Raw genomic sequence first — 13502 nt, forward strand, 5'->3', positions numbered from 1 at the left:
CGTGCTGCCGCCCGGTGCGGCGCAGTCGGTACGCGACCAGGCCGGACGGCTGGGCGTGCGCTGGCCCGCGCTCGTGACGGCCGCCGCAGCGCTGCACATACGCGCCCGTACGGCCGCCGCCGGCCCAACAGCCGGGGACGGCAGGGGAGTCCGGGACGAGGTCACGCTCGGGCTGCCCGTCGCCGCCCGCGTCGGCGAGGCCGTACGCACCGTGCCCGGCATGGTCTCCAACGTGCTGCCGCTGCGGGTGCCCGTCGACCCCGCACGGCCCGCCGCGGACCTCGTACGGACCGTCGCCGACGAGCTGACCGCGGTCCTCTCCCACCAGCGCTACCGCTGCGAGGATCTGCGCGGCGACCTCGGACTCACGGGCGGGGGACGGCTGTTCGCGCTCGCCGTGAACGTGCTGCCCTTCGACTACGGCTCCCTCTTCGCGGGCCGTCCGATGGTGATGCGCAACGTCGCGATCGGACCGGTCGAGGATCTGTCCGTCACGGTCCACGCCGACGCCGAGCCGGAGCCCGGGTCCTCGCGGGCTTCGGGCCGCGGAGGACTGCGTGTCGAACTGGACGCCGATCCCGGCCGGTTCACCCCGGCCGAGGCCGGTGCCGAGGCCCGCCGCTTCGCCTGTCTGCTGCGCCGCCTCGCCGCCGACCCGAGCGTGCCCGTCGGACGGATCGACCCCCTCACGGGCGGCGAACGGCGGCTGTTCGTACCGGGACACACCGTGCCGGAGTGCTCCGCCGAGCCGTCCGCGCCCCAACCGGCGCCGACGCTGGCGGAGTTGGCGGAGCGCTGGGCCGTCCGTACGCCGGACGCCGTGGCCGTCACCTCCGGGGACACCCACCTCACCTACGGCCGACTCGACGCCCGCGCGGGCCGGTTGGCGCGATGGCTGATCCGCCGCGGTGCGGGACCCGGCGGCCGTGTCGCCGTGCTGCTGCCGCGCTCGGCGGACCTGGTGACCGCGATCCTCGCCGTCGCCAAGAGCGGTGCCGCGTATCTGCCGCTCGATGTGCGCTGGCCCCGCGAACGGGTCCGCACGGTGCTGGACGACGCACGTCCCGTACTGACCCTCACCCCGGACGAACTCGCCCGCGCGGAACGGGAGTCGGAACACGACCCGGACGCGGCACCGGAAGCGGAACCTGCGACGCACCGGAGGTCGCCCGGGGCCGTCGCCGACTCCGACCGCCTCGCACCGCTGACGCCGGATCACTCCGCCTACACCATCTACACCTCCGGCTCCACGGGCCGTCCCAAGGGCGTCGTCGTACCCCACCGGGCCGTCGTGACGCTTCTGGAGGAGGCCGCCGTCCCGTTCGGCTTCGGACCCGGCGACGTGTGGACGATGTTCCACTCCTGCGCCTTCGACTTCTCCGTCTGGGAGATGTGGGGCGCCCTCGCTCACGGCGGACGCCTGGTCGTCGTCGACCACGAGGTGGCCCGCTCGCCCCGCGCCTTCCTCGGCCTGCTCGAACGCGAAGGCGTCACGGTGCTCAACCAGACGCCGTCGGCCTTCCTCGCCCTCGACCGGGCCGACGCCGAGACGTCGCCGGAACCGTCTCAGCAGCCGGAAGAGCGGGAGCCGCGGAACGGCAGGGGCCGTCAACTCGCCCTGCGGCTGGTCGTGTTCGGGGGCGAGGCGCTGCGCCCGGAGTCGCTGCGCCCGTGGTGCGCACGGTACGGGCCGTCCGCGCCCCGCATGGTCAACATGTACGGCATCACCGAGACCACCGTGCACGCGACCCTGCTCGACGTGCGCGACGGCGTTCTCGCCGAGGGCGGCAGCCCGGTCGGCAGGCCACTCTCCGGCACCCGCCTGTATGTGCTCGACGAGCGGCTGCGCCCCGTACCGCCCGGCACGACGGGCGAGTTGTACGTCGCGGGCACGGGCCTCGCACACGGCTACCTCGGGCGGCCGGGCCTGACCGCCGCCCGCTTCGTGCCCGACCCGTTCGGGCCGCCCGGATCGCGGCTCTACCGCTCCGGGGACCTCGCCCGATGGCGCGCCGACGGCGGTCTGGAGTACGAGGGCAGAGCCGACGACCAGGTCAAGGTACGGGGGTTCCGCATCGAACCCGGCGAGATCGAGGCCGCACTCGCGGACGCCCCCGGCGTCGCCCACGCGGCCGTCGCCGCCCGCGCCGACGCCCGGGCCGACAGCGCGACGGACGGGCCGGACGGATCGGACGGGGTAGACGGGGTGGCGCCGCCCGGTGGACGGGACCGGCGCCTCGTCGCCTACGTCGTCCCCGCGCCCGCCCAACCCCCGGGCCCCGCCGAGGACTTGGGTGAGGACGTGGCCCGGGACTTTGCCGGTACGCTCCGCGCCCATCTGCGCGCCCGGCTGCCGGAACATCTCGTCCCCTCCCTCTTCGTACGGCTGGACCGGCTGCCCCTCACGCCCAACGGCAAGCTCGACCGGTCCGCGCTGCCCGCCCCGTCCGCGAGCAGCGCTCCACGCTCCGCCGCGGCACGGCAGCCCGACGGTCCGCGGGAGCGCCGACTCGCCGCGCTGTACGCCGAGTTGCTCGGCACGGGCCCGGTCGGCGCCGACGACGGCTTCTTCGACCTCGGCGGGGACAGCCTGCGCGCGGCACGCCTGGTGAGCAGGGTCCGTGCCGAACTGGACGCGGAGATCGACGTACGGGACGTCTTCGAGCACCCCACCGTCGCCGCGCTCGCGGCCCGGCTGCGTACGTGTGCGCCCGCAGCACCGCTGACCGCGGCGGAACACAACGGCGACGGCCCTCCCGTGAGCGTCCCGCTGTCGCACGCACAGCGCCGGCTGTGGTTCCAGCAGTCGCTCACCGGCCCGGACGCCTCGTACAACGTGCCCCTCGTGCTGCGCATGACCGGCGATCTGGACGAGGACGCCCTGCGCGCCGCGCTGCGCGACGTCGTCGGACGCCATGAGCCGCTGCGTACCGTCGTACGGCCCGGCGCGGCGGGACCGCGGCAGCATGTACTGCCGCCGGAGGAGGCCGGCGTCCGGCTCTCGTGTGTGCGGACGACGAAGGACCGGCTGGAGGAGGAGTTGAGCGCGGCGGCCCGGCACGCCTTCCGGCTGGAGAGCGAATCCCCGCTGCGCGTACGGCTGTTCACCGCCGCGCCCTGCGAGCACGCGCTGCTTCTGCTGCTGCACCACATCGCGTGCGACGCGGCGTCGCTCGCGCCGCTGCTGGACGACCTCGCCGCGGCGTACACCGCCCGCCGCGAAGGAGATGTGCCGCACTGGCGGCCGCTGCCCGTCCGGTACACCGACTACGCGCTGTGGCAGCGCACCGGCCTCGGCGGCGAGAGCCCCGGCGGGGACGGCCCGCACTCCCGTGCGGAACGCGGCCTCGCCCACTGGACCCGCGTCCTGGAGGGTCTGCCGCGACGGATACCGCTGCCCGCGGACCGCTCGCCCGACCCGGAGCACGCAGAGGACTCAGAGAAGACAGGGGACGCCGGGAACTCAGGGGAGGCCGAGGACGCGGCGGAGCCGGAGAACATCGGCACCACGGCGGACGCCGGCAGCGGCGGCGACAGCGTCGCGCTGCGCGTACCGGCCGCCGTGCACACACGCCTGGCGGAACTGGCCGCCGCCGAGCAGGCCAGCCTCTTCATGGTCGTGCACACGGCGCTGGCCGCGCTGCTGACCCGGCTCGGCGCGGGTGAGGACATCCCCGTCGGCACCGCCGTGGAAGGACGCGACGACGCGGGCCTGGACGGTCTCGTCGGCTTCTTCGTCAACACGGTGGTGCTGCGCACCGACACCTCGGGCACGCCCACCGTGCGTGAACTCCTGCGCCGCGTACGGGAGTCCGACCTCACCGCCTTCGCACACCAGGACGTGCCCTTCGACCTGGTCGTCGAGGCGCTCAACCCCGAGCGCAGCGCGCCCGGACAGCCCCTGTTCCAGGTGATGCTGACCCTCACCGAGCCGCCGCCCGAACGGCTCGCGCTGCCCGGTCTGGACACCTCGGTCGAGGCGGTCGGCACGGGCGCCGCCAAGTTCGACCTGTGTCTGAGCCTGCACGAACACCGGGGCGACGACGGCGACTTCCTCGGCCTGGACGGCCGACTGGAGTACCGCCACGCCCTGTTCGACCCCGCCACCGCCGAAGCGCTCGCCGCACGCTTCGCGCGGCTGCTGGAGCAGATAGCCGTCGCGCCCGAGATGCCCGTGCACCGGCTGGACATGCTCGGCGGCGCGGAACGGCACCGCCTGCTGGAGGAGTGGGGCACCGGCGCCGCCCTGCCGCCGTCGGCGCACCGCACCGTCCCGGAGTGCTTCGCCGAGCAGGTACGGGTACGCCCGGACGCCGTCGCCGTCCGTACGCCGGGGGAGCCCGGTACGGCGGAACGGGCGCAACTGACCTATGCCGAACTGGACGCGCGGTCGGGGGAGTTGGCACGCCGGCTGCGGGAGTGCGGCGTCGGCCCCGAGACGCCGGTGGCGGTCCTGATGGAGCGCTCGGCCTCGCTCGTCGTGGCCCTGCTGGCGGTGCTGCGGGCCGGAGGCGCGTACGTACCGCTCGACGCACGGGCACCACGTGCCCGCCAGGAGCAGATGCTCGCCGAGTGCGGGGCGCCGGTGCTGCTGATCGCCAACGCGCAGTGTGACGGGGCGAGTCGGCCGGGCGCTCTCCGTGTCGTCGAGGTGGACGAAGCCGACGGCACGCCCGACAGCGATACCGATACCGGTTCCGCATCCGGGTCCGAACTCCCCACCGGCGTGGGCCCGTCGGGTGACCCCGCCGCGCTCGCCTACGTGATGTACACCTCGGGCTCGACCGGCGTGCCCAAGGGCGTCGCCGTCACCCACGCCGACATCACCGCCCTCGCGCTCGGCCCGTCCCTGCGCCTTCCGGGCGGGACCCCGCGCCGTACGCTGCTCCACTCCCCGCATTCCTTCGACGCCTCCACCTTCGAGCTGTGGGGCCCGCTGCTGACCGGCGGCGAGGTCGTCGTCGCACCGCCCGGCGAGCTGGACGTGGGCACGCTGGAGCAGCTTGTGACGGGGGACAGCGGCGAGGACGTCAACACCCTCTGGCTGACCGCCGGTTACTTCCATCTCGTCGCGGAGGAGCGCCCCTCGGCGCTGCGCACCCTGGCGGAGGTGTGGACCGGCGGCGACGTCGTCTCGCCGCGCGCGGTGCGTGCCGTACGGTCCGACTGCCCGCGCACCCGCGTCATCAACGGCTACGGCCCGACCGAGACCACGACCTTCGCCGCCCGGCACACCACGGGCCCCGCCGACGACGCAGCGGACGCCGGTACCGTCGCCGCTGTGGGCGACACCGCCGCCCGCCCCGCAGTGCCGGTCGGACGGCCGCTCGACGGCATGCGCACGTATGTGCTCGACGGCGCGCTCCAGCCCGTACCGGCGGGCGTCACCGGCGAGTTGTACGTCGGCGGCACCGGCGTCGCACGCGGCTATCTCCGGCGCCCGGGCCTCACCGCCGAGCGCTTCGTGGCCGACCCGTTCGGCGCCGCCGGGTCGCGCATGTACCGCACGGGAGACCTGGTGCGGTGGCTGCCGGACGGCGCCCTCGCCTTCGTCGGACGCGCCGACGGCCAGGTGAAGCTGCGCGGCTTCCGCATCGAGACGGACGAGGTCGCCGCCGCGCTCGCCGGACACGGAGGCGCGGGACAGGCCGCCGTCGTCGTACGCGAGGACGAGCCGGGGGAGCGGCGCCTGGTCGCCTACCTCGTACCGGCGGGCGGCACGTCCGCGCAGGACGTCGACTGGGACGCCGTACGGGAGCACGCTGAGCGGGTGCTGCCCGACTACATGGTGCCCACCGCCCATGTGGTCCTGGAGAGGCTGCCGTTGACGCGCAATGGCAAGCTCGACCGGGTGGCGCTGCCCGCGCCCCGCCGCTCCGAGCCCGCCCCCGGCGGCGCGGCGCCGGGCACCGAGCGCGAGCGGGTGCTCTGCGGACTCGTCGCGGAGCTGCTGCGGACGCCCTCGGCGGGCGTCACCGACGGCTTCTTCGACCTGGGCGGCGACAGCATCACCGCGATCCAGTTCGTCAGCCGGGCCCGCGCGGCGGGGCTGCGGTTCAGCGTCCGCGACGTCTTCAAGCACCCCACCGTCGCCGAACTCGCCACCGTGGCACGGGAGATCAAGGGCAGAGCGGCGGGTGGCGCCGGCCGCGGTGCGGAAACGGCCGCCGAGCGGACACCTGTCGACGCGGACGGAACCGATCACGGCCCGGGTCCGGCGGACGGGGAGACCGACGCTGCCGCGGAGGCTCTGCGGGAGGCGTGCGGCCCGGTGCCGCTCACCCCCGTCATGCACTGGTGGCGCGAACACGGCGGCGAGACACGGAAGTTCAGCCAGCGCATGACGCTGCGCGCCCCGCTCGGGCTGACGACGGAGCTGCTGACCGGAGCCGTACAGGCCCTGCTCGACCACCACCACGCGCTGCGGCTGCGGTTCGGAGCGCCGGAGGGTCCCGGCGAGCACGAGGGCGCCTGGACCCTCGACGTACCGCCGCCGGGGGCCGTACGTGCCGAGGACTGCGTCCTGTACGTCGACGCCCGCCCCGGCAGGGGGACTTCGCACCCCGGCACGGGAACGGACGCGGACGCGGAACGGGACGCGGCGCTGCTCTCCGACGCGGTGCGCACCGCGTCGGAGAGCCTCGACCCGCGGGCGGGCCGGCTGCTCCAGGCCGTCTTCCTCGACCGGGGCCCGGAGCGGCACGGACGCGTGGTGCTCGTCGTGCACCACTTCGCCGTCGACGGGGTCTCCTGGCGCATCCTGCTGCCCGATCTGGCCTCGGCACACGAGGCGCTGGCCGCGGGCCGCACGCCCGAACTGCCGCCGGACGGCACGTCGTTCAGACAGTGGGCACAATTGCTGGCCGGCCAGGGCGAGTCGGGCGCGCGCCGGGACGAGACCGAACTGTGGTCCGCCGCCCTGCCCGGAACGGACACCGGCACGGACACCGGTACCCAGGCCGACAGGGACACCGGCACGGTCCCGGAGGAAGGTGCCACCGGAGGTGTGGAACGGCTGAGCGTCACGATGCCGCCCGCCCGTACCCGCGCTCTGCTGACGCAGGTGGGCGCGGCGTACCACTGCGGAGTCGAGCCCGTCCTGCTCACCGGCTTCACGCTCGCCCTGGAGGAGTGGCGCCGCAGGCGCGGCCTGCCCTCCGGCGACGTCGTGCTCGACCTGGAGTCGCACGGCCGCCCCGACGGCGGTGCCGACCTCGGCGCCGACGGCGAGGGCGACGAGGGCGACGAGGGCGACGGCGTCGAACTCTCCCGCACCGTCGGCTGGTTCACCAGCGTCCACCCCGTGCGGCTGGCGGCCACCGGCTGCGCCTGGAGCGACGTGTGGCACGCGACTCCGGCGCTGGGGCGCGCACTCCAGCAGGTCAAGGAGCGGCTGCGGGCCGTACCGGACCGCGGTGTGGGCTACGGCGTGCTGCGCTATCTCGACCCCCGCACGGGCCCCGAGCTGGCTCGACTCGGCACGCCTCGACTGGGGTTCAACTATCTCGGCCGCTTCGGCGCGGCGGACGACGCCGACTGGGCGCCCACCGCCGACGGCGACGCCTTCGCCGGAGGCGACGAGGGCGAACCGGCGCCCGAACACGGCCGGGAGGAGAGTTCCGGCCCGAACGGCCGTGCGGAGCCCGGCGGTTCCGCCGCCGGTGGCCGCGTCGCCCGTACCCCGCTGCCCGGCGGACACCTCGTCGACCTCAACGCGCTGACGGCGGACGGCCCCGACGGCCCCGTGCTGAGCGCCGAATGGTCCTGGGCCGCGGGCCGGTTCCGTACGTCCGAGATGCGGGAGCTGGCCGATCTGTGGTTCAGCGCCCTGTACGCCCTGACGGCCCACGCCGCCTCACCCGGTGCCGGCGGCCGTACCCCCTCGGACTTTCCGCTCGTCCCGCTCGGACAGGACGAGATCGACCAACTGGAGCGCTCCTACCCGGAGGTGACCGACGTCCTGCCGCTCACCGCCCTCCAGCAGGGACTGGTCTTCCACTCCCTGTTCGCGCCGGGCAGCCCCGACGTCTACCAGGCGCAGATCGTGCTGCGGCTGCGGGACGAACCCGACGCCGCCGCCCTGCGCGCCGCCGTCCGCACGCTCCTGGAACGCCACCCCAACCTCGGGGCGGCCTTCGCGCACCGGGACCTGTCCCGTCCGGTGCAGGTGCTGACCGGGGCGGCCGAACCGCCCTGGCGCGAGGTCGACTTGACGGGCGTGGCCGCCGGGCGCCGCGAGGCGGTGTTCGGCCGGCTGCTGGGCGCCGATCTGCGGCGGCGCTTCGATCTGGAACGGCCGCCGCTGATGCGCTTCAGCCTCTTCCGCTGCGGTGACGGCGACCACCGCCTCGTACTCACCAACCACCATCTGCTGCTGGACGGCTGGTCGATGCCGCTGCTCGTACGCGAACTCTTCGCCGCCTATGCGCTGCACACCGGCAGCGGCACCGCCGCCGCCCTCCCCGCCGTCACCCCGTACCGCGAACACCTCGCCGTACTGGCCCGGTTGGACGCCGGCGCCGCCCGTACGGCCTGGCAGGAGACGCTCGCGGACGTCGGCGCCGCGACCCGGCTGACCGACCGCGAGATCAGCGCCGCCGCGGCGCCGCCGCACACGCTGAACCTCGTCCTGCCCGGCGGACTGACGGCGGCCCTGCGGCGCACCGCCTCCGCCGCCGGACTCACCCTGGGCAACGTCCTGTTGGCGGCCTGGGCGCTGCTGCTCGCCCGCGAGTGCGGGACGCGGGACGTCGTCTTCGGTACGACCGTCTCGGGCCGCCGCCCCGAACTCCCGGGCATGGAGTCGATGATCGGGCTGTTCATCAACACCGTCCCGGTACGGCTCACGCTCGACCCGCACGAGACGGTGCGGGAGCTGCTTGCGCGCTTCCAGCGGGAGCAGTCACGGATGCTGCCCCACCACCATCTGGGGCTGGGGGAGATCCAACGCATCGCCGGGCGGCGGGAGTTGTTCGACACCCATGTGGTCTTCGAGAACTACCCGCTGGACCGGTCCGGCCTCGAGGAGCCCGTGCCCGGCCTGCGCGTGGAGAGCGTGGAGGGCCGCGACGCCGCCCACTACCCGCTGACGCTGGTGGCGTTCGCGGGCGAGGGCGGCTTCGCGCTGCGCTTCGACTACCGCCCGGACGCGCTGGACCGCGCCCGCGCCGAGGAGATCGCCGCCGGCCTCCGTAACATCCTGACGGCCCTGGCCGCCGAGGACGCACCGGCGGTCGGGGATCTGCTGCCGGCCGACCGGGCCGCCGCGGAGTGACCGGGCCCGGCGCCCCCGGCCGCTGTGCGACGACCGGGGGCACCGGGTCTCAGACGTGGTCCCGTGGGATCTCCCACTCCCAATTCCGGGACCGCACACGGCGGTTGTCCTCGTAGGCGTCCAGCGTCGCGTGCAGACGGAAGTGCGTCGCGTCGGAGGTGAGGATCGTGCGCGTCGTGGTGTGCACGTCCCAGTCCCCGCGCCTGAAGCCCATGACCCACTCGATCTCGCCGCGTACGGAGTCGAAGTCGTCGCCGGTCCAGCTATAGCGCTCGTACGCCCGCCGGGTCACGTCCAGGTCGACGTCCTCCAGGTGCAGCACGCCGAGGTCCTTGACCACTTCGAGCGAGGAGCGGTAGTCGACCAGGTCGCGGGAGACGGTCCAGCGCTCCTCGCCGGGCCGCACGACGCTGCTCGGCAGCGGCGGTGTGCCCTCGGGCTCCGCGAAGAGCGGCGTCGGCAGCTCGTCGGGCTCGGTGATCGAGCGGATCGGCAGCTCCAGCCGGCTCTCTTCCGGATGGACCGTCATCCGCACCGGCTCCGGCGGCGGCCAGGCCAGCGGCCAGTACGACGTCGAGACCGACACCCGGATCCGGTGGCCCTCCGGGAACGCCTGTGCCACACCGTTGAGTTGGACGCGCACCTCGTAGCGCTCGCCGGGCACCAGCTCCTCCGGCTCCGCGTGCCCGTTCCGGTGCGTGAGGTTGAGCAGGCCGTACGTCGCCCGTGTGGCGCGCCCGTCCGGTGCCACGTCGGACAGCCGGACGGCGATCATCGCCACCGGGCGGTCCACTTCGAGGGTCGCGTGCAGCACCGGCCCGCCGAGGATCTCGCAGCGCTCGCGCAGCGGTTCGCTGTCGAAGACCAACGAGCCGCCGTCCTCCTCCCGTTGGTCGTAGGGCAGATCCGGCGGCGCGTTGTACGAGCACCACTTGCCCGCGAACTGCCCCACGGACAGCGGTGATTCGACGCTCAGCGGCGGCGAGGACAACTGCTGTCCCGGCCGTCCGATCCGGTTCTGCCCCAACGGGTGGGCGACGCGCTCCACATGCGGCGAGAGCCAGCCCGGCTCCCCGACCCAGCGGCCGGGGCGTTCGTCGTACGCGGTGGACGGCGGCATGCTCTCCTGCATCCAGGTGCAGAGCATCGGGGCGTCCATCACGCCGTTGTCCTCGTCCTTGAGCCAGTGGTCCCACCAGCGCACCAGCTCCTGCAGAAAGCCGATGGCCGGGCCCGGCACCCCGAGGTGCGGGTACTTGTGCGACCACGGTCCGATCAACCCCCGCCGGGGCACGTCCAGTTGCTCCAGCAGCCGGAAGACGGCGTTGGAGTAGCCGTCGGCCCAGCCGCTGACGGCGAGCACCGGGCACTGCACGGCGGAGTAGTCCTCGCACACCGAGCCGTGTTGCCAGTAGGCGTCGCGCCGCTGATGGGTCAGCCACTCCGCGAGCCACGGCGTCATGCCGTCCAGCCGCTCGTACCACATCGTGCGCCAGTCCGGCCCGACGAGCTGCGGGTCGGGCGGGCACGAGGTGTAGGCGAACATCGTCGAGGCCCACGAGAGGTTGTCGCTGAGCAGACATCCGCCCATGTAGTGCACGTCGTCGGCGTACCGGTCGTCGCTGTAGCTGAGCGCGGCGACCGCCCCGAGGGACGGCGGGCGGCGGGCCGCGAGTTGCAGGGCGTTGAAGCCGCCCCAGGAGATGCCCATCATCCCGGTGCGGCCGTTGCACCAGGGCTGCTCGGCCATCCACGCGAGGACGTCCTCGCCGTCCTCGAACTCCTGCTCAAGGTACTCGTCGTCGAGCACGCCCTCGGAGTCGCCGCTGCCGCGCAGGTCCACGCGCACACAGGCGTAGCCGTACCCGGCCATGTACGGGTGGTTGACGGAGTCGCGCAGCGCGGTCAGATCGCGCTTCCGGTACGGGATGAACTCCAGGATCCCCGGAACCGGATCGGTCTCGGAGGGCACGGGGCGCCAGATGCGCGCGGCCAGGCGCGTCCCGTCCCGCACCGGGATCCAGACGTGCTCCTCCTCCTTGACGGCGTACGGCTGGGAGGTGACCTCCTTCATTCCCGTGCTCTCTCCTCTACCCTTCGGACCCTTCGGACCCTTCGGACCCTTCGAACTCGAACGGCAGCAGCTCCACGCAGCGCCGGTACTTCTCCTTCAGGCCGGCCTCGTCCTCCGCCCCGAGATAGACGGCCGCCAACTCGTAGCTGTAGCTGTCCTGCATGGGCAGCTCGGAGAGGCGCGCGCCCTCCTCGGCGACGACGTCGACGATGGCGCCGGGCACCTCGCGCCGGACCCGTTCGATGTCCCCGGGGCCGGGGGAGCGGCGCACATACCCGTCGGAGAAGCGCCGCAGGAACCACTTGCCGGCGATCCCGTACGGGCCCTGCCGGTGCGGCAGCCGCGGGTCCTCGCCGAGCGCGAGGCTGATCATGCACTGGTGGTTGGGCACCCCGTCGACGTACTCGAAGAGGGGCGCGTGCGACTGGGAGAGCCGGGGGTTGATCTCCACGATGTCGATCCGGTCCCGCTCCGGGTCCCAGAAGTACTCGATGTTGAACGTCGAGTCGCACAGGCCGACTTGGCGTACGACGCGCTCGGCGATGTCGGTGACGCGGGCGGCGACCTCGTCCGGCACCTGCGAGGGGTACTGGTAGCGCAGGAAGCTGGAGGTCTCCGGATAGAGCAGCGAGTCGATGACGCCGTAGACATGGGGCGTACCACCCGAGCAGTAGCCCTCGACCGTGATCTCGTGCCCCGAGACCTCCTGTTCGGCCAGGCACGCCTGGCCGCCGGCCGCCTCGATCTCGGGCGGGAGGTCCAGCAGCGAGAGCACGTCGTCGAAGGCCTCGCCGATGCCGCCGATGCCCTTGCGGATCTCCTCCGCGGCCTCGGCGAACTCCTTCTCGTCCGTGACCCGGAAGGCCAGTTCCGAGGACATCGACTTCACCGGCTTCAGCCACATCGGGAACGCGATCCCCGGCGGCGGCGCCGGGTCGTCGAGGTCGACCAGCCCGAAGGGCGGATGGGCGTCGGTGGCCTTCTGCTGCTCCAGCCGGCTCCAGTACTTGTGCTCGCACTTGACGACCGCCTCCAGCGGCGCCGAGTGCAGGCCGTAGCGCTCGGAGAGGATCGGCACCATGGAGCTGACGGGGAAGTCCCAGTAGCCCACGATCGCGTCGACGGGCCCGTCGAAGTCCTGCAGCTTCCGCTCCGCCTTCTCCATCAGCCGGCGCAGCGGCACCTCCGCGTCCTCCGTCAGCTCCTCCTTGCTCAGGAGCGGGTGGAAGCGGTACGCGGCCAGATGCGGCAGGTCGTGCAGCAGCTCGCGGTTGCGCTCGTCGAGTCCGAGTACGAATACATTGCGTGTCCTGGCAGACATGGCGCCCCGGTACCCCTCGTCAGGGCTTTCACTCAGCCGTCCGCCGAGCGGACCGGGAGAGCGGATGCGCGCACCGCCGGAGAAGGCAGAAGGAGAGGGAGGGGGAGCGGATGCAGACGCCGACCGTGTCCGTCACGGACACGCCGGAGGCCCGGGACATCGCGGTGATCTCGCGCGGCCTGGACGAGTTCAACGAGGGACGGGCCGGGGCGGGCGACCAACGGGACCTGGCCGTCCTGGTACGGGACCCGGAGAGCGGCGAGGTGCTCGGCGGCCTGAGCGGACGTACGTCGCTGGGGCTGCTCTTCGTCGACACCTTCCATCTGCCGTCCGCGCTGCGCGGTTCGGGCCTGGGGAGCGAGATCCTCCGCGCGGCCGAGGACGAGGCCCGGCGCCGCGGCTGCGTCAACGCCGTGCTCTACACGCTCAGTTTCCAGGCGCCGGACTTCTACCGGCGCCAGGGATGGCAGGTCTTCGGCGAGATCCCGTGCCGTCCGCCGGGTACGAGCCGGGTGTTCCTGACCAAGGAGCTGTGAGGGCACGGGCGTCAGCGGCCCCGCGGGAGGGCGGGTGGCGGGCGTAGATGCCGCAACGCGCCCGGGAACAACGGTCGTTGCTTTGTGGTATGGACCAAGTCCCGTTGGGAAGGCGTCTGTTCGTGATGAGGACCTCCTTCGCCGGACCGCTGCTCGCCGCCGCCCTGCTCGCGCCCCTGATGTGGGTCCCGGACGCTCCGGGGGACGCGGCGCATCCGTCCGCGCGTACCGCCGGCCGGTACGGCGACGAGAGCGCACAGCGCGGCGCGGACGCGGCACGGACCGGCGGCGGCGCCG

4 protein-coding genes are annotated in these 13502 nt (G+C 73.6%); 2 read left to right on the top strand and 2 right to left on the bottom strand.

From position 1 onward, the window contains the following. The first annotated feature begins 73 nt into the window (after nucleotides 1–73). Nucleotides 74–9274: a non-ribosomal peptide synthetase gene (locus AN218_RS21570; RefSeq protein ID WP_216311791.1), complete on the top strand. Its 9201-nt coding sequence runs from the start codon at nucleotides 74–76 to the stop codon at nucleotides 9272–9274. Between the two features lie 49 nt (nucleotides 9275–9323). Here the strand turns inward: AN218_RS21570 and AN218_RS21575 are convergent, their stop codons facing one another. Both AN218_RS21575 and AN218_RS21580 read right to left on the bottom strand, forming a co-directional pair. Beyond that, the gene (locus AN218_RS21575) at nucleotides 9324–11348 is read right to left on the bottom strand and encodes a CocE/NonD family hydrolase (protein ID WP_070018553.1); all 2025 of its coding nucleotides are present in this window, start codon (nucleotides 11346–11348) and stop codon (nucleotides 9324–9326) included. A 16-nt stretch (nucleotides 11349–11364) separates the two neighbouring features. Next, nucleotides 11365–12669, bottom strand: coding sequence for an ATP-grasp domain-containing protein (locus AN218_RS21580; RefSeq protein WP_070018554.1), 1305 nt, complete (start codon nucleotides 12667–12669; stop codon nucleotides 11365–11367). A 110-nt stretch (nucleotides 12670–12779) separates the two neighbouring features. Here AN218_RS21580 and AN218_RS21585 point away from each other — a divergent pair, with 110 nt between their 5' ends. After that, nucleotides 12780–13205, top strand: coding sequence for a GNAT family N-acetyltransferase (locus tag AN218_RS21585; RefSeq protein WP_070018555.1), 426 nt, complete (start codon nucleotides 12780–12782; stop codon nucleotides 13203–13205). Nucleotides 13206–13502 lie beyond the last annotated feature (297 nt).

It is taken from the genome of Streptomyces nanshensis, from assembly GCF_001751255.1.
In the GTDB taxonomy this organism is placed as follows: Bacteria; Actinomycetota; Actinomycetes; order Streptomycetales; family Streptomycetaceae; genus Streptomyces; species Streptomyces nanshensis_A.

Bases quoted from the DNA above. Each gene is read 5' to 3' on its own strand.
- AN218_RS21575 (WP_070018553.1), bottom strand. From the start codon at position 11,348: ATGAAGGAGGTCACCTCCCAGCCGTACGCCGTCAAGGAGGAGGAGCAC.
- AN218_RS21580 (WP_070018554.1), bottom strand. From the start codon at position 12,669: ATGTCTGCCAGGACACGCAATGTATTCGTACTCGGACTCGACGAGCGC.
- AN218_RS21585 (WP_070018555.1), top strand. From the start codon at position 12,780: ATGCAGACGCCGACCGTGTCCGTCACGGACACGCCGGAGGCCCGGGAC.